This window comes from candidate division WOR-3 bacterium (genome assembly GCA_039804025.1).
Lineage (GTDB): Bacteria > Hydrothermota > Hydrothermia > Hydrothermales > JAJRUZ01 > JBCNVI01.
In genome coordinates, this window is record JBDRZP010000013.1 from 1 (window position 1) to 17,736 (window position 17,736).

18 protein-coding genes are annotated in these 17,736 nt (G+C 27.9%); 2 read left to right on the top strand and 16 right to left on the bottom strand.

Annotated elements, in window-relative coordinates; genetic code table 11:
* The 7 genes from ABIN73_05795 to ABIN73_05825 all read right to left on the bottom strand — a co-directional run.
* The coding region (locus ABIN73_05795; GenBank protein MEO0269235.1) for an OB-fold nucleic acid binding domain-containing protein at nucleotides 1-411 on the bottom strand (411 nt) is incomplete at its 3' end.
* 3 nt (nucleotides 412-414) lie between these two features.
* Nucleotides 415-1,281, bottom strand: coding sequence for a hypothetical protein (locus ABIN73_05800; protein ID MEO0269236.1), 867 nt, complete (start codon nucleotides 1,279-1,281; stop codon nucleotides 415-417).
* The gene (locus ABIN73_05805) at nucleotides 1,257-2,045 is read right to left on the bottom strand and encodes a purine-nucleoside phosphorylase (GenBank protein ID MEO0269237.1); all 789 of its coding nucleotides are present in this window, start codon (nucleotides 2,043-2,045) and stop codon (nucleotides 1,257-1,259) included. The genes ABIN73_05800 and ABIN73_05805 overlap by 25 nt, the downstream gene beginning before the upstream one ends.
* 4 nt (nucleotides 2,046-2,049) lie before the next feature.
* Nucleotides 2,050-2,523: a DivIVA domain-containing protein gene (locus ABIN73_05810; protein ID MEO0269238.1), complete on the bottom strand. Its 474-nt coding sequence runs from the start codon at nucleotides 2,521-2,523 to the stop codon at nucleotides 2,050-2,052.
* A 35-nt stretch (nucleotides 2,524-2,558) separates the two neighbouring features.
* The gene (locus ABIN73_05815; GenBank protein MEO0269239.1) at nucleotides 2,559-3,251 is read right to left on the bottom strand and encodes a YggS family pyridoxal phosphate-dependent enzyme; all 693 of its coding nucleotides are present in this window, start codon (nucleotides 3,249-3,251) and stop codon (nucleotides 2,559-2,561) included.
* Nucleotides 3,211-3,606 (bottom strand): hypothetical protein, encoded by a 396-nt coding sequence (locus ABIN73_05820; GenBank protein ID MEO0269240.1) that lies wholly within the window; start codon nucleotides 3,604-3,606, stop codon nucleotides 3,211-3,213. The genes ABIN73_05815 and ABIN73_05820 overlap by 41 nt, the downstream gene beginning before the upstream one ends.
* Before the next feature lie 9 nt (nucleotides 3,607-3,615).
* Complete coding sequence (locus ABIN73_05825) at nucleotides 3,616-4,848, bottom strand: aminotransferase class I/II-fold pyridoxal phosphate-dependent enzyme (protein MEO0269241.1); 1,233 nt, start codon at nucleotides 4,846-4,848, stop codon at nucleotides 3,616-3,618.
* Between the two features lie 61 nt (nucleotides 4,849-4,909).
* On the opposite strand from ABIN73_05825, the gene ABIN73_05830 reads away from it, so the two are divergent.
* Nucleotides 4,910-5,323: an EamA family transporter gene (locus ABIN73_05830; GenBank protein ID MEO0269242.1), complete on the top strand. Its 414-nt coding sequence runs from the start codon at nucleotides 4,910-4,912 to the stop codon at nucleotides 5,321-5,323.
* Here ABIN73_05830 and truD read toward each other — a convergent pair.
* From truD to ABIN73_05845, 3 genes are read right to left on the bottom strand one after another with little or no spacing between them, the layout of a single operon-like run.
* Nucleotides 5,303-6,454 (bottom strand): tRNA pseudouridine(13) synthase TruD, encoded by a 1,152-nt coding sequence (truD, locus tag ABIN73_05835; GenBank protein MEO0269243.1) that lies wholly within the window; start codon nucleotides 6,452-6,454, stop codon nucleotides 5,303-5,305. The two genes, ABIN73_05830 and truD, sit on opposite strands and share 21 nt — an antisense overlap.
* Nucleotides 6,454-8,427 (bottom strand): T9SS type A sorting domain-containing protein, encoded by a 1,974-nt coding sequence (locus ABIN73_05840; protein MEO0269244.1) that lies wholly within the window; start codon nucleotides 8,425-8,427, stop codon nucleotides 6,454-6,456. The genes truD and ABIN73_05840 overlap by 1 nt, the downstream gene beginning before the upstream one ends.
* Nucleotides 8,415-9,494, bottom strand: coding sequence for a hypothetical protein (locus tag ABIN73_05845; GenBank protein MEO0269245.1), 1,080 nt, complete (start codon nucleotides 9,492-9,494; stop codon nucleotides 8,415-8,417). The genes ABIN73_05840 and ABIN73_05845 overlap by 13 nt, the downstream gene beginning before the upstream one ends.
* Before the next feature lie 38 nt (nucleotides 9,495-9,532).
* On the opposite strand from ABIN73_05845, the gene ABIN73_05850 reads away from it, so the two are divergent.
* Nucleotides 9,533-12,190 carry a hypothetical protein gene (locus ABIN73_05850; GenBank protein MEO0269246.1) on the top strand — a complete coding sequence of 886 codons (2,658 nt, stop codon included), beginning with the start codon at nucleotides 9,533-9,535 and terminating at the stop codon, nucleotides 12,188-12,190.
* On the opposite strand, the gene ABIN73_05855 is transcribed toward ABIN73_05850, so the two are convergent.
* From ABIN73_05855 to ABIN73_05880, 6 genes are read right to left on the bottom strand one after another with little or no spacing between them, the layout of a single operon-like run.
* Complete coding sequence (locus ABIN73_05855; protein ID MEO0269247.1) at nucleotides 12,161-13,084, bottom strand: TIGR01212 family radical SAM protein; 924 nt, start codon at nucleotides 13,082-13,084, stop codon at nucleotides 12,161-12,163. The genes ABIN73_05850 and ABIN73_05855 overlap by 30 nt on opposite strands.
* Nucleotides 13,085-14,374, bottom strand: coding sequence for a tetratricopeptide repeat protein (locus ABIN73_05860; GenBank protein MEO0269248.1), 1,290 nt, complete (start codon nucleotides 14,372-14,374; stop codon nucleotides 13,085-13,087).
* Nucleotides 14,371-15,519, bottom strand: a complete 1,149-nt coding sequence (locus tag ABIN73_05865; protein ID MEO0269249.1) for a GDP-mannose 4,6-dehydratase — start codon at nucleotides 15,517-15,519, stop codon at nucleotides 14,371-14,373. The genes ABIN73_05860 and ABIN73_05865 overlap by 4 nt, the downstream gene beginning before the upstream one ends.
* On the bottom strand, nucleotides 15,516-16,262 hold the full coding sequence (locus ABIN73_05870) for an ABC transporter ATP-binding protein (GenBank protein ID MEO0269250.1): 747 nt from the start codon (nucleotides 16,260-16,262) through the stop codon (nucleotides 15,516-15,518). The genes ABIN73_05865 and ABIN73_05870 overlap by 4 nt, the downstream gene beginning before the upstream one ends.
* Nucleotides 16,247-16,546 carry a hypothetical protein gene (locus ABIN73_05875; GenBank protein ID MEO0269251.1) on the bottom strand — a complete coding sequence of 100 codons (300 nt, stop codon included), beginning with the start codon at nucleotides 16,544-16,546 and terminating at the stop codon, nucleotides 16,247-16,249. The genes ABIN73_05870 and ABIN73_05875 overlap by 16 nt, the downstream gene beginning before the upstream one ends.
* A complete protein-coding gene (locus tag ABIN73_05880) occupies nucleotides 16,543-17,727 on the bottom strand; it encodes a DUF4384 domain-containing protein (GenBank protein MEO0269252.1) in 1,185 nt (394 codons plus the stop codon). Before ABIN73_05880 ends, ABIN73_05875 begins: the two co-directional genes overlap by 4 nt.
* Nucleotides 17,728-17,736 lie beyond the last annotated feature (9 nt).

Consider the following 17,736-nt stretch of genomic DNA (forward strand, 5'->3'; position numbering starts at 1 on the left):
TATCTCATGCCTTATTCTCATTATTGCCCACTGCTTTCTTGACCTCAACCATAAATGCCTTATTGGAAGTAAAAAGGAAACTCCGTGCTCCTTTTTCTGAACCGGGTAATCTTCAGATTTATGAACCAATTCTATATCCTTAATTAAAATTTCATAATTATAAGGAGATCTCCTATCCTCTCTAAGTATTCCACTTACTATAATTGAGGATTCCTGAGTAATTTCATCATACATTTCAAAAACTCTATCATCAACCTCTCCCTTTGCCACTACTCCCTGAATAAAACCTGTCCCATCTCTTATTATAAGAAAATGAATTTTACCTTTTGATCTTTTATTATAAAGCCAACCCTTTAACTTTACTTCCTTTCCAATATGTTTTGAAGCTTCTGATATCTCTATAATATCCATTTTTTAAAATCCTTTTAATTTTAATTCTTTTATAATTTCACGCGCTTCCTGAGCTATTCCAGAATTTTTAAATGGAAGTATTTCAAGAACTTTCCTGAAATCATAATAGGCAGACACTGTATCACCTTTTTCTAAATTGATCTTACCTCTTAAAAAATAAGCTTTTGGCAAATATATAGGAGGTTCTTTCATAGTTATATATTTTGAGAGATAAGTATATGAAGAATCAATTTTATGTTCTTCAAAATATTTTTTTCCGTATTCAAAATAAGTTAAACCTATATAAAATGTTATATTCAAATTTAATTTTGAAGCACTTATTTTCTCACTGAACTTTTTATAAAGATTTAAAATCTTTCTGTATTCATTTTTATCAAAAAGATTTTTTATATATTCAAGAAAAAGCTCATCATCAAACTTTTCCTCAAGAACTTTTTCTACAAAATTTTTTCCTTCTATTTGCTCTCTTTCAATAAAGTAAAGAGCAATAAACTTTTTTTCTTCAAAAGTTAAATTCTCGGGTTCAAGAAGATATATTAAAAAAAGCGAACGTCTTGCTATCTCAGGTCCTTTATTTTTTGTTTCTAAATAAATATCTCTTAAATTTTTTAATAATCTTTTTTTATATTTATTTTTATCAATAACCTTTTCAAAATAATAAAGGGCTGATAGATAAAATTTCTTTTTTATATTTATCTCTCCAAGCAAAAGATAAATTTCAGGTTCTTCTTTTCCCTTTTTTAAAGAATAAAGAAGTATACTCTCAGCCTCTTCATACATACCTTCCTCAATGTATTTTTTACTCCTTGAAATGGGATCTGAACAGTTATAAAGAATTAAAAAAATTAAAAATAATATTTTTTTATCCATTCTTTTAAAATCTCTCCTGCTTTTTTAGCACAATTCTCAGCTATTTTTAAAACTTCTTCATGACTTATATCTTTCACCTTTTCTCCGAGCCCCATATTTGTAATTGCAGAAAAACCCAAAACTTTTAAACCAAGAGCTTTTGCCATAATTACCTCTGGCACTGTTGACATACCCACAGCATCAGCACCTATTATTCTTAAAAATCTATATTCTGCCTTTGTTTCAAGGGAAGGACCCTGCCAGCCAACATAAACTCCCTTTTTTATCTTTATTCCCCTCTCCTTTGCTATCTCCTCTATTTCCTCTATAATTTTTTCATCATAGGCATCAAGCATGGACGGAAATTCTGTTTTTCCTCTTAAGGGATTTTCAGGAAATAAATTTATGTGATCAATTATTATCATAAGATCTCCAATATCAAAGGAAGGATTTAAACCACCGGCAGCATTTGTAACCACAAGAATTTTACCTCCTAACTCTTTAAGAATTCTTACAGGCAAGGTAACTTCTTTCATACTGTATCCTTCATAATAGTGAAATCTACCCGAAAAAATTAAAGCACTTTTATTTTCAAATATACCAAACAGAAGCTCACCTTTATGTCCTTTTACACCTGAAACAGGAAAACCTTCTATTTCAGAATACTTTATTCTCTTTTGAACATTAATAAATTCTTCAATTTTTGACCAACCTGAACCTGTAATAATACCTATTTCAGCAAAATCAATGCCTTTATCCTTTAAAAATTTAATTATTTTATCCATTAACTCAAATTCTTTTCTTCTGCTCTTCAAGTATTCTAAATTGACTGTTTAACCACTCCAATTGAGTTTCAAGAAGGGACTTTAATTCCCAGAGAAAACCTTCCTTTTTTGACTTTAATAGCTCTATTTCTTCTCTTAACTTCTGGAGTTCCCTTCGTGTATTTTCCAGAATTTTTTCTGATTCAATTTTTGCATTGGAAATTATAAGTTCTGCTTCCCTCTGAGCATTCTTTTTGAGTTCTTCTGTTGTCTTTTGTGTGGTAAGTAAGGCTTCTTTCATAATATTTTCCATTCTTCTGTAATCTTCAACCTTACTATCAAGATCCCTTATTCTTTCATTTAAAGTTAAATTTTCCCTTATAAGTTCTTCCATCTGCTCTGCCACTGTTTTTAAAAATTCCCTCACCTTTTCAGGATCATATCCTCTGAGCGACCTTGGAAAATCTGCGTTTCTTATTTCTATTGGTGCAATTTTCATAATTAATTAAAAAATTTATGGGATTTGAACCCTTTTTAAAATCTTTCTCCAAATAAAATTCTTCCAAGTCTTATAATACTTGCACCCTCTTTTATAGCATAAATAAAATCTTCACTCATTCCCATTGATAGTTCCTGTAATTTCAAATTATACTCTTTTTCTAAATAATCTCTCAACTCCCTTAATTCAGAAAAACTCTTTCTTGATTTTTTCTCTTCTGGTGGATAAGGACCTATGGTAAAAAGACCTTTTATTTCAATATTTTTTAAATCAAGAAATTTCTCAAAATTACTTAAAAGTTCTTCTCTTTTAAATCCATACTTTGTTTCTTCACCTGAGGTATTAACTTCTATAAGCACCTTGATTTTTTTGTTTAATTTGTTTCCAATTTTATCTAACTCCTTTCCAAGTTTTAAGGAATCAACACTTTCTATCATGGTAAATAGATAAGAAGCCTTTTTAACTTTATTTGTTTGCAAATGCCCTATCATATGCCATTCTGGTTTATCAAAAATTTTTATTTTACCTTCAGCTTCTTGAACCCTATTTTCACCAAAAAGCCTTATTCCATGTTCAAAGGCAATTTTAATTCTTTCAATATCAATACCCTTTGTAGCACCTAAAATTTTAATTTTTTCTGGATTTTCAGATTCCTTATAGATAATTTCCTTAATTTTTTCTATTCTTTCAGGTATTGTTAATTTTTCTAACTCTCTCAATAAATTCATAAACTTTTTCCCTTTCCTTTGTAAAAAGTGTTATTCCCCTTAAATTATCAAGAAAATTTTTTCTAAAATAAGGGGACACAAATAAACCTTGAGTTATTTTTTCAACTCTTTTTATATTCTTTACATCAATTTCCCTTTTCCAGAAAATTTTCTCAATAATAAGCTTTTTATCATCTATTTTATATTTAATCGGAAAAAGAAAATCATTAATTGAAAATAAAAGTATAAGGATAGATAAAAGAGAAAAAAAGGAACCATAAGAAATAAAAATAAGAAATGAAACTAAAAGTATTAAAAAGATTACAAAAAAGCCTTTTAATTTATTATCCTTTAAAAGCCAAACCTCCCATTCCATTAATAATTTTTAAAATTTTTCTCTTTTATATTTTTCAAGAACACTCAAAACATAATCAATATCATAATAGGTATGATCTGCATTTACTTGAAATCTTATAGTTTCATCCCCTCTTGGAACTATTGGATAGGTAAGACCTGTTGCTAAAATTCCATTTTCAATTAAATAATTAACAAGATCCCTTGTTTTCCATGTATCCCTTATTAAAAGAGGAACAATGGGATGGGAGCTTAAAATCGTCTCGTATCCAAGCTTTAAAAGGTTTTCCTTGAAATACTTTGTTAATTCTCTTAAGTATTCAAGCCTTTTCCTACCTTCTTTGCTATCAAGAAATTCGATAACTTTAAGAGCACAAGCTGCCTCAGCTGGTGTTATAGGATTTGAGTAAACATATGTTATAGCAACTTCCTTTAAGTAATTTATTATCACTTCATCAGATACAACATAACCACCATTTACTCCGAATGCCTTACCAAGTGTTCCTATCAAAATATCACATCTTGCACCTGTATATTCCTCAGTTCCTCTTCCAGTTTCACCAAAAGCACCAACTCCATGAGAATCATCTACAACTACTATTATGTTTTCTTCAAAATATTCATCATATTTATTTGAAATCTCTTCTATTTCCTTTAAAGGTGCAAAATCACCTCTCATACTGAAAACTCCATCAGTAACAATAATAAGTCTTTTTGCCTTTCCAAGAACACCTTTAACTTTTTCCTCAAGATCCTTCATATCAAGATGCTTATAAATAAGTCTTTCCTTGGGTCTTGATAACCTTATGGCATTTATAATACAGTTGTGATTTAACTCGTCACTTAAAACAATTGTTTCAGCATTTATAAGAGCAGCCAGAACACCAATAACCGTGACATAGGCTGCACTGTAAATCATACAGTCTTCCCTTTTATGAAATTCTGCCAGCTTTTTTTCAAGCAATCTATGGGGTTCAAAGGTTCCACTTATAAATCTCACTGCACCTGGACCAACACCAAATTTTCTTGCATATTCTTCTTCTATTTTTATTATATCTTCAAGAAGCGACATTCCAAGATATGAATTAGAATTCATTCTTATAAATTCCTTATTTCCAAAACCCTTCAAGAAATACCTTGGTCCTTTACCATTTTCCGGTTTTTTAATTCCTGTTATAATATATTCCTTTCCCTTTAATCTACCTTCTTCCTTGAGTTTTAATAATTCTTTTTTTAAAACTTCGTTTAATTTATTGGTAGCCACTTTTATCCTCCTTTTTAATTTTAAATATAATTATAAGAAAAACTTATCTTAAAATTTATAGATGAACTATTTAATTTTATCAATAATTACACTTATTGCTTGGGGATTTTGGGGATTTTTTTCAAAATTTTCTACATATTATTACAGGTGGTATGAATACTTCATTTTCTCAAGTATTATGTCGCTTTTTTTCTCAACATTTCTTTTTTTCCTTTATAGAAAAGATTTGAACTTTAGACCAGAAGGATTAGTTTACCTTTTACTTGCACTATTCTCAGGAACCATAGGAACGGTATTTTTTTATCTCGCACTTACAAAAGGAAAAGCATCCATAATAGTCCCTTTAACATCCCTTTATCCTGCTTTTACTCTTATACTTGCAAGGATATTTTTAAAAGAAGAATTAAGTCTACAAGGGTATATTGGAATAATACTTGCCATATTCGCTATTTTATTACTGTCGAGAAGTTCTTAAATTAAGCCTCCTCATTAAAATTTTTAATAAAATTGTAGCATAGGAACCAGGAGGTAAAGAAAAAGAAAGCAAAAGTTTTTCTCTGTCGTAATCAAAACTCAAATCCATAGGATATACCCATAATTTTCTTTTAAACCCTTTAAAGGAAAAATTTTCCAAAAATTCAGGGACTTTTAATGGATAACTGAGATTCTCTTTTTTTAATTCTGAAATTAAAATTTTTTCAAATTCAGGATGAGAGGGAATTCTTTCTGTTCCAGGAACAGGAAATATAGATTCACTCAAAATATCCTTTACCTCATCGTTAACAATCTCAGGAACAAAAAGGAAAAGATTTTTTATCTTAATAGCAAAACCCTTTTTAAAACTTATTTTACCTTTTTTAAGAAATTTACTGGCACATTTATCCCATATAAGGGATGAAAATTTTTCAAAATAAATTTTTAACAAATCTTCTTCTATCTCTTCTATAATTCCCCTATAATCACCCTTAATTAATTTTTTTATAGTTTCTCTATCCTTATCAGAAGGTGCATAGGGAAGAATTCTCTCTGGTTTATCAAAAAATCTTTTTACATATTTTTTGAACCTATTTAAATTCTTTCTTCCCTCAGGTGAAAGGGATAAAAGGTGAACCTTTATTGCCTCTTTAAGATTTCCTTTCATTAACAGCGAGAAAAAGAGAGAGGAAACATCTGAGGACAATCTCTGTATATCAAAATAATTGGGGAAACCATTTTTCTTAATATCCTCAAGAATTTGAAAAATTTTATTTAATTCCCTTTCCTTTATACCTCTTAAAGTTATTTTGAAATTATTCTTTTCAAGATCATAGGAGTTTAACTCTTTATCAGAAAAACCAACAAGTTCAGCAGAAAAGTTTTTAAATTTTATATAATTTGGAATATTTCCTTTTGCAGAAAAATAAAAAATGCTCAAAGACTTTTTATCCTTCAAACCTAAAAAACTTATTTTTGCATTAAAGGTTTTCTCAAGAAGACTCTTTAAATAAAAACTTTCAAGGTCTATTTTTCTTGCTTTAAAAACTTTATATAACCCTTTATCTTTTAAAACATCCTTCTTTAAAACCTCTTCCACCACAAAATCCTCTGGATAAGTTTTAAATTTCATCACTCACAAATTATTTTTTTTATCTTCATACCCTTATCAGACTTTATAACTAAAAGGTAAAAACCCCTTTCAAGGGCCAAAGCATCCACCCTGACTCTATCACCTGAACTTACAAAATTCAATTTTTTAATCCTGCCTGATGGTGAATAAACAAAAATCTCCTTTAAGGCATCTTTTGTTTTTATGTAAAAGAAACCTGTCTCCTTTTTAAAGGGATTGGGAAAAACAAGGGGTTCTTCTATTTCCTGGGGCCCAAAAACATTTATATTCATAATTGAGACTCCATCCTTTGTACCTATTATAATTTCATTATTTAAATTATCATAATATAAAAGGGAAGCAGAGCACTGTGAATTAAAATCAACATTTTCAGTCCTTGTAAGAGTATTATGGGAAGATTCAAAAATTTTTTCATCACCACTCCTTGAAATAAAAATTAACCCACTTCTTGTAATAGCATAAGTATTTCCATATTTATCATTTATTACTGAAACAGTATAAGAATCAAAAGTCCTATAATTTTTAATAAATTGAAAATCAGGCAATTTATATTCAAATAACCCTGAATTTGTTGCAAAAAAAATCTTATTTTCATAAATTGATATATCATAAACAGGATAACCTGCATTCATAACAAAATTGGCATTATAATTTTTATCAATTTTATAAATATTACCATCTGTATTGGAAACAAAATAAAAATCAGCACATTTTTCTATATCTGTTGCATAACCAAGGTTAAAAATTTCTTTAATTTTCTCATCCTTTAAATTCCTTATTTCTATTGAATTCTGTGCAGGCTTTAAAACAAAAAAGGTAGAATCATTAAAAAATTTTAAAAGCTGAATACAGGTAGAAAGATTTAAAGTATCATATATATTGAAAAGAGAATCAATCTTAAAAATTGGACCACACCAAGGGGAAGTGATTATAATTTTAGAATTTACATCAAGGGTTCTTATCCAACCACTTAATAATTTATTTAACCTTTCATATTTTTCATTAAAAATATCAAATCCTCTATCATGGGAAAAAAGGTAATATTTTCCAAATTTTTTAACAGAAGAAATGGAATTGGAAGTTAATTCTTTAAAATAATTTTTGAAATTTAAAAAAAGAGAATTTTTATAATCATAAATTACAATACCTTTTCCAAGGAGATAAATTTTATTTTTAACCTTAATCAAACTTTTTGTATTGAAATTACTGAATTTTAATTTTTGACCATTATAAAAAATATATGAACCACCTTCTGTCCCTACAAATAATGTGTCAGAATTCCCATTTAGAGAATTTATAATATATGGAAATTTAGCTAAAAGAGAATCAGGGTATAAATACAAAAAACTATCAGAAGAAACAAAAATTTTATTATTAAAGATAAAGATATCACCTATTTTCCCTGTCGCAATTCCAGAATGGAAAGTTGGGGGGATCCTTCCCAGTAAATCAATTTTAATTTTATAAAGACCTAATTTTGTTCCAACAAATAAGGTATCTTTTATTATTTCAAGAGAAATTACGGTATCCTTAGGAAAATAATTTTTTCTTTCAAAGAAAAGTGAATCATCAGAAGTATCAATTGTTTTATTTCTATATATCCCCTTTAAACCCCTATTACCTGCTAAAAAAACTGTATCACCTTTTATCTTTATTTCCCTGTAAATATCTCTTTCAAGAAAAAGAGGAGGATAAAAATACTTTTTGTTATTTTTTAAATTTATAACAATAAGATTTTCAGAATTTGTTAAATTTAAAAGGCTATCTTTTAAAAAAATAGCATAATAAGGGTATAGGGGAATTGAATCAGAATTTGTAAATTTGTAAAAAACTGAATCCTTATTAAAATCAACAAGATAAATACCGTGATCACCTGTTATAAAAATTGTATCATTCCTATTACAAACACTGTAAAAAGTATCTGAATGTGTAAAATTATTAAAAATTGAAAAAAATAAAATTAACTCAAACATCTTTCAATTACCTCCTTTATTTTTTTCATATCATTAATATTATAACGGTGATCGATAGGTAAAGAAAGTATTTTCTCAGGAATTTTGTGAATTTCTGGATAATTCTCCTTCTTTATTAAAGGGTGAATATCTGGCCATAGTGTTGGTGGGTATATCCTGTTTTTAATCAGAAAATCTTTTATTTTATGTTTATTGTTACTAAAAAATGGGAAATTCAAGGGACATATACCCTCTGGCAGGTCTGTGTAAAGTGGCTGTATTTTTTCAAAATTAAGGTTTTTTAAAAGATAAATAAAATTTTGCCTTCTTTTTTCTATTATAAATTCATATGGAATTCTTTTTAAAATGTAATTTGTTAAAAAAGAGAGTTTTTTGGAATCTTTATTATCTGTTAATTTTTTTTCATAATTTCTATCAAGAACATCATAGGCAAAGGAAAATAAAGGCTTTGTTAAATCAGGAAGAAAATTGTGAAAGTTTCTTATAAGATAAGCTGATAATTTAATTAAAAAAGTTTTATAATCAAAGTTTTTAACAGAATCCTTAATCTCTCCATCAAAAAAAAGAACACCTCCATCAGGTAAGGGTAAAATTTTCCTCAAAGAGCCAAAAATAAAGGATGGTTTTATTTTAAAATTTCTTTTTTTAAAGGTTAAAAGAGAATGACTTATATCAAGTATAAAGGGAATTTCAAGTTCATAATCTACTGGAAACCCAAAATATTCAATTATTATAACAATAGGATTTTTATACCTTGCTGCTTTTTTCTTTATATCATCAAAATCAATTTGGGGTTTTGGGTCAAAATAAACTCTATAAAAATCAAAATCAAGGGATAATTCCTCAAAAGGTCTTATAACTTCATAGCAGGTATAGCTTGGTAAAAGATAAAAATATTTTTCTTTTAAATTTTTAAGAAGAAAACGAAGAGCATCTCTTCCTGAAAAAAAGAGTTTAAAATTTTTCAAATAACTCTTCCAAAACTTAAAAATATTTTTCTTTTTTTTAAAAAGAAATGAAAATTCAAAATAGTAGTCAGAACCAATAGGATAATTTTTTGTTCTCATTATAGGATATTTTAAAGTTAATTATTTTAAAATAAAAAATGATTTTCTTTCTTTTATTTAACTTCCTTAATTATGAAGAAGAATCACTTATAAAAGATATTCTATCTTATAAATACCTTGAAATTAAAGACCTTTCCTTTGAAAAGGATAAAAGTATATTTACAAATTTAAAGGATTCTCTAACCCTCCTTTTTCTTAAAGAACCTTTTAAAATTCCTGAATACGCAGAAAAAATTTTTAAAGATTTTAACTCAGATGAAAGGGAAATTATTGAAAAAATTTTTAAATTAAAAATCAAAGAAGAAAATTTTGAGAATATCTTAGAAGAAACGATAAATAATTTAAAAAGGGCTAAAGAAATTATCAAAAATTCCTTTTCAAATATTGAAAAAGAAAAACTTGATACATTGATTTACAATATAACTCTTCTTTTTGAAGATGAAAATGATAAAAATGATGATACTTTATATGCTATTTTTGAAAGAGAAAAGGGAAATAAAATTAAGGCAAAAAAATGGAAGGAGAAGAAGATTGCAAAATATTTATTAAAAATAAATAGAGAAAAACTCTTTCAAGGTTTAAAAATTTCCTTTGAAAATTTAATTTTTTTAACCTATTCACTTATAAATGCAGAAAATTTAAGGGATACAGTAATAAAAACAGAGCTTGGATATATTGTGATAAACAGTAAAGAGGAAGATAACATATATAAAGGTGACAGTTTTTTTATTATTTTTGATTTAAAAGGTAATGACAAATATTTAGATAGGGTAGGTTCCTCAAATTTGTTTTATTCTATACCCTTTTCAATTTTAATCGATAAAGAAGGAAACGATTCTTATATTTCAGATAAAGCCCTTTCCATCTGCTCATCCTTTTTTGGAGTTTCAATTCAATTTGATTTAAAAGGTAATGATTTAAGAAGGGGAAAATTCTTTTCAATTTCTTCATCTATGTTTGGAATTAGTTTTCTTTTTGATAAGGAAGGGAATGATATCTATGAATCAGATTTTTTCTCACAATCTGCTTCCTTCTTTGGAAAATCCTTTTTATTTGATTTTGATGGCAATGATTTATATAAGGTAACAGAAAAGGGCCAAGCTTTTTCAGGAACATTGGGATTTTCAATTCTCTATGATAGAAAGGGTATGGATTCATATATAGCTTATGGTAAGAATTATCATATACCTCTTTTGCCTGATGAAACAAGGTCTTTTGCACAGGGGTTTTCTCTTGGCATAAGACCCTATCTTGGTGGTGGTGTTGCTCTTTTAATTGATGGAGAAGGAAATGATATATATTATTCAGAAGTATATGGACAGGGCTCTGCTTATTGGTATGGAACAGGAATTTTAATTGATGGTAAGGGAAATGATTTATATCACTTAGCAGAATACGGTCAGGGGGCAGGCATTCACTTGGCCTGTGGAGCACTTTTTGATTTAGAAGGTGATGATGAATATATTTCAAGATTCGGTCCTGCTCAGGGTGAAGGGCATGATTACTCTGTTGGTATACTTATTGACAAAAAAGGGCATGATACTTATAAAGTTTCAGGAGGTCAAGGAATAGGTTTAAATACCTCAGTTGGTATATTTATTGATTCAGAAGGAAATGATATCTATGTAACAACTGAGGAATTCGGTCAGGGTGGAGGAAAAATGTCAAGGGGGAAAATTGGAATAGGTATTTTTATTGATTTAAAAGGAAAGGATTTTTATAAGGGAGAAAATTTAAAAAAAGAACCCTTTTTAATTTCAAAGGGAGAATTTGGATTAAGTTATGATTCTGACACAGTTGAAACTCGCGAACCGGAAGAAGAAGGAGTAGATATGGAAATTCCCCTTGATTTAGATATTGATTCTTTATTTAAACTTGCTTCTGAATGGGAGGTAGGTAAGTATAAAAAGATTGTTCCAAAGGCAAGAAAGGTTTTAGCGCAGAGAAAAGAGGAGGCACTTATTTATATTTTTAATAATAAAATAAAAACACTTAACAGTTTAGAATTAAGGGCAATTAAGGAAGTTATAAAAGAAAATAAAGAGTTAAGTGCATTCTATATGAGGGAAGCTTTAAAAGAAAAAAATGATACATCAAAATTGAATATTATCTATCTAACAGGTGAAGCAGAAGTTAAAGATATGGAAAAAGAATTATGGAAATTGTTAAGAAAAGAAAAAAGAGATTTATTTAAGGCGAATATAATCTATTCATTATCAAAATTAAAAACGGAGAATTTTGAAGAGTTATTTAAATATTTAAATAAAAATAGTCCTGAAATAAAAATATCACTTATAAGAGCATGCGGAGAGATAAAAAGAAAAAAAATTTTAAAAAAAATAGTTCCCTTATTACAAGACAATGATGCTCTTGTTAGATTTGGTGCAGAAAAAATTTTAAGGGATAATGTGGATTCTGTAAGGTCTTATTTAATTGAGAAAATTAACCAAAAATTTAGCGATAGAACTTTATTTCATCTTTTAAGGGTTTTAAAAGGAATAAAAGAAATGGATTCTGAAGTAAAAGAAGTTTTTTTAAAATTCTGTGAAAATAAAAATAAAAAAATAAGGGCAGAGGCTATTGAATCACTATTAAATTTTAAAGATGATGAAGAAATAATAAAAAAATTAAAAGAAATAAAAGAAAAGGAAAAAGAACCTTATATTTTATGGATTTTTCAGAGTAAAGGTTTTTAAATCTTCAAGGTATTTACCCTGGAAACTCTCCCTTTTTTCCAGTTCCCTTTCAATTTTATTTAATACAATCATTTTATTTTTACACCAATCAGGTGCGACCAATAAATTGTCAGGGGCTTCTCCTGTTAATCTTGCGATTAAAATATTTTCTTTGAGTCTTTCAATAAAATCACATACAGCATTTATATACTCCTCAATTTCAAGGGGTTTATATTTTCCTTCTTTATACCATCTCTCAAGTTCAGTATATTTAACAATATGTAATGGATGAATTTTAACTCCGTCAATTTTCAATTTATTTAAAAAGAAAGCAGTATTCATCCAGTCATCGTATGTATCTCCAGGTAATCCTATAATAACATGAGCCATAACCCTAATATTATTTTCCTTTAATTTAAAAACAGCTTCCTCAAAATTTTTAACATTGTGCCCCCTTTTTGTTATTTCCATTGTTTTATCATTTGCTGATTGAAGACCCAGTTCAACCCATAAATAAGTTTTCTTATTAAGTTCAGAAAGAAGTTCCAAAACTTCATCTCCTACGGTATCACTTCTTGTTCCAATTGAAATTCCAACAATATCAGGATGGGTATTTAATGCTTCATAATAAACTTTTCTCATAAATTCTATATCACCATAAGTATTTGTAAATGCTTGAAAATAAACAATGAATTTATTAACCTTTCTTTTATTTCTAATTATTTCCATACCCTTTAAAATTTGCTCTTTTAAAGGAACTTTTCTTCTTGCTGTCTCAGGGACAAAAGATGGGTTATAGCAATAAATACACTTCGCCTGTGGTGGACATCTAAAACCTGCATCCACTGAAATTTTCCAAACTTTTTCTCCAAAAAGATTCTTAAGATGTTCTGAAAATTTATTATACCTTTTCATTTAAATAAAAAATCTTGAAAATCTTTTGATAATATCAATATGAGTCAAATCACTTTTAAATTTTCCCTTATCATTAAAAAAATCTTCAAAGACAGAAGGTAAATTTTGTTTGAGAGTTAGTTCTATAAAATTTTTATCACCTTTACTTAAAAGATAAAAAGAATAGATGAAATTAATTAGTTTTGAAATAAATGAAAATTCAGGTGCAATATAGGAAGCTTTTCTATAATACTCTTCTGCTTTTAAGAAGTCTTTTTTATAATAATAAAAAATAGCCGAATAAAGAAAATATTCCGATAGAAAAAGGTGATTATCTGATCCTTTAAAATTTGTTAAAAATTCCTGAACTTTTTCAAATTCTTCTTTTATTAAGAAATACTTAATGAGAGTTAAATCAATATTAGAATTGATATCCATGAAGCAATACTTATTTCTAAATTTGACTAATTTTTTTACATATTTTTCTGCTTCACGAAATTTATTTTTATTAATGAGGATATCAATATAATCTATATAAATAAAAATCTTATAGAATTCAGGACCTTTAAATTTTTCAATATTTTTAAGTGCTTCAATTATAAATTTCTCAGCTTTTTCAAAATCTCCAAGATTTAAAAAACTTGCACTAATTTTTCTAAAAATTCTGTAATCATAATTTCTTTCCTTTGTTTTTTTTAAAACATCCTCACATATTTTTATGCATTCTTCAAAATCACCTCTTACAAAGTGAATCATTGCAATATTTTCCATAATTCCCCTTCTGCTTGATTCAGAAATATTCATTTTTTCTGAAAGAATATAAGAAGTATTGAAGTGTTTTAAAGCATCTTCATAATTTGAAAAATGAAAGGATATTATACCTCTTAAATTCTCTATCTTTGATTTTATATAAATATCAGTTTCTTTTTCTCCCTTTTCTGTAAGTTCATAGCCATTTTCTAAAATTTTTAGAGCAATGTTAAATTTTTTTCTGTTAAAATAATATAGAGCAACGGTAAAATAATAAAAACTGTGATATTCCTTTTCAAGAGTATTTAAATCAAAATTCTTATACACCTCTTTGATTGATTCTTCTTCATGTTTAACACAATAAACTCTTGCAAGAAGAATTTTAAAAAGATTATCTTCAATATCTTTAATCTTATCAATTTCCTTTAAATAAGATTCAATTTCAATAAGAATATACACATTCTCATAAAGAAAAACAAAATTTTTTCTAATAAATTTAAAAATTTCTTTTAAATTTTTTTTCTTTAGATTATAATCAAAAAATTTAACAATATCTTTCATTTTCGCAATCTGCTGTACCACGTTTCCAAAAAATTCTTAACTTTTTTATTTAGAAGTAATTCTCTATAAAAATAAAAATTTTCCTTATAAAATTCAAAAGTTTTTTTAAGAGCATCTTTAAATTTCCATTCAGGCTTAAAACCGAGTTCAAATATTTTCTTGCCATCCATTGAATATCTCCTGTCATGAGCAGGTCTATCCTTAATAAACTCAATCCCTTCCTCCTTATTTAATCCTCCTAATTTACAGATAAGTTCAGCGAGCCTGATGTTTTTTACTTCGGTGCTACCAGGTATGTTATACTCCTCACCAATTTTACCCTTTTTATAAACAAGGTATATAGCCTTTACAGCATCTTCTATATAAATCCAGCTTCTTTTCTGATTTCCATCTCCATAAAGGGGAATTTTTTCTTTCATCAATACCTTCATAATAGAAAGGGGTATAAATTTTTCAGGAAACTGTCTTTCTCCAAAAACATTAGCAGGTCTTACTATGATTACAGGTATTCTGTAAGTTTTATAATAAGAATAAACAATCCTATCAGCACTTGCCTTACTTGCAGAATATGGACTTGAGGGATAAAAAGGGTGATTTTCTTTTGCTTTTCCTTTTAAAATTTCCCCATAAACTTCATCTGTTGATATATGAATAAACTTTCCCTTTTCTCCGTGAATTTCTCTGAAAGTATCAATTAAAAAATAAGTTCCCAGTATATCTGTAAAAATGAATCTATGTGGATAAAGAATTGACCTATCAACATGGGTTTCTGCAGCAAAATGAAAAATATTATTTGAGTATTTCATAACAAGTTTTAATGGCTTTACATTTGTAACGGAAGCTACAAGAAGAAAAATCTTTTCCTCACCTTCAAGAAATTTTTTTATTTCTTTTTCGAGATCTTTTTCTTTCAAAACTTTATAATTACTTTTTAGAAAATTTTTTTTACCCTTGTAAATATCCTTGCCAAAGCCAGCATAAAAGATATTTTCCTCATTCAGATAAGGATAAAGGTTAAAAGGGTGGCCTGAATATTCAAGAGAATCATAGACAATTATTTTTGCATCCTTTTCCTTTTTTATCAAATATCTCACAAAATTAGAACCAATAAAACCAGCTCCACCTGTTACAAGGTAAATATTCATCTATAAAAGATAAAATTTTCTCCTTGTAAATTAAAAATTTTAACATTAAAGCCAAGATATTCACTAATAATTTCTTTTTTCTCAAAAATTTTATTTTTTTCCACAAAAAGCGTATTTCCATTTTCTTTTAGAAAAAGAAAATAATCAGAAAATTTAAGAGCAATATTAATATCATGTATTACAAAAATTAAATTTTTATTTTCTCTTTTAACAATATTCTTCATAATATTAAAAATTAAAAAGGTATTTTCAAAATCAAGATGAAGACTTGGCTCATCAAGGAGAATAAGTTCAGGGTCCTTAACAAGAGATCTTGCAAGAAGAACCTTTTGTTTCTGACCACCTGAAAGTTCTGTAAATTTTTTATTTTTTAATTCATAAATATCAAAAATTCTTAAAAAATAATCTAACTTTTCTTTATCAACTTTTGTATAAGGATAAAAACCGAGTTCAACCATTTCATAAACTGTAAAAGGAACATCAGATTCATAAAACTGGGGCAAATAGGAAATTTTTTTTGCCCTTTCAAGAGGATCCATTTTAAAAATATCTTTTCCATCAAAATTAATCTCACCTTTTAAGGGTTTTAATACACCGGAAAGAACCCTTAAAAGTGTTGTTTTACCTGTTCCATTTTTACCGAGAATTGAAAGAATATCACCCTTTTTTAAATAAAAGGAGACCCCCCTTAATACAGGGGGGTCTTTATAACCGGCGTAAATAGATTTTACCTCGATCTTGATTTTGGTTTTATCCTTTGTATATCCCTTTGTCTTTCAGATTCCTTTTTATTATTTTCAGTTTTTTCCTTGTAAGGAGTGTAAAATTTTCCTTCCCTATCCCTTAATCTTTTAAAGAATTTATCAGTTATTCCGTCACCATCTCTATCAAGAGTATCTCTTTTAACTTTATAAATTATTTCACTTTTGAGCTCTACCCTTTTAGATTTTGATGATTCTGACTTTTTATTAATCTCTATTGAATGAAGTAGAAAAGGTGCAATAAGTAAGATTAAAATTTTTTTCATCTCCTTGTCCTTTTTGTTTCTGATTTATTTTGAGGCAAAACTCCACCTTTTTTCAAATCAGTTTCAACTTTTTCCCTGTGAATTCTGGCTCCTTGTTCTCTTTGAATTCTACTTTCTCTTTCCTTTCTTAACTCCTGGCTTTTTATAGGATTAGAAACTCTTTTTCTGTAATCTTCTGATTCTTCCTTTTCCATCTCTTTATTCTCTTTTACTTTTTTGATATCTGACTCATAAATATTTTTTCCTTCATATTCCTTATATTCCCTTTTCCTTTCAACTTCAGTTTCTCTGATTCTTTTTTGTTCATGTTCTGGTCGAGTCTTTATTTCTCCTTTAGATTCCCTTATTCTTTCTTTTTCCATGTCCTTCCTGATTTCTCTTTTTTCAATCATCTCCCTTACAGGTTTACCTTCCACAACCCCTTTTTCTCTTACTCTTATCCTTGTTTCCTTTTCTATTTCCTGGAGACGGGTTCTTTTTTCAGGTGTAATTTCTCTTGTAAATTCCCACCTTGTTCTTATTCTGTATCTGGGAGGTGCATATTTTACATACCTTGGAACATAAACATATCTATATTCATAAACTCTTATTTCATATAAGGGACAAAAATCAAAATAAAAATGAACAAAAACATGCGGATGATGGCAATCGTAGCAATACCATGGTGCCGGATGATATACATAATACCTTGGAATTACATAATAACTTGTCCATGCGCCAAAATAAACCCTTGGAAACCAGAAGGGTGGTCTGAAACTGAAAACGAGAGCAAATCTTATATCATCATAATCATAATATATATAAGATTCAGGAGGCAGAGGTTCAAAACAATCAAGGGGCATATCATAAATTGGATAGGGAACAACAACAGCATAAATATATTCAATACCTGGATCATAAGAAGAAGTCCATTCAATATCATCGTAAAAATCATCGGGTAAAACATAATGGACACCTGCATGTATATATACAGGTCTTCCGGCAGGAAATATTAATTTAGTTCTTCCATTGGGGTCAATATTATATAAGTAAAGATAACCATCTACTTTTGAAATAACATTAATTTTTAATCTTTCACCAGCTGTATATATAGACTTTGGACCACCTTCAACCCAGACATCCACCATCCCTGCCTTTAAGGCAAGGAATTGGAAAGCTAATATTAAAATTAACTTTTTCATTTCATACCT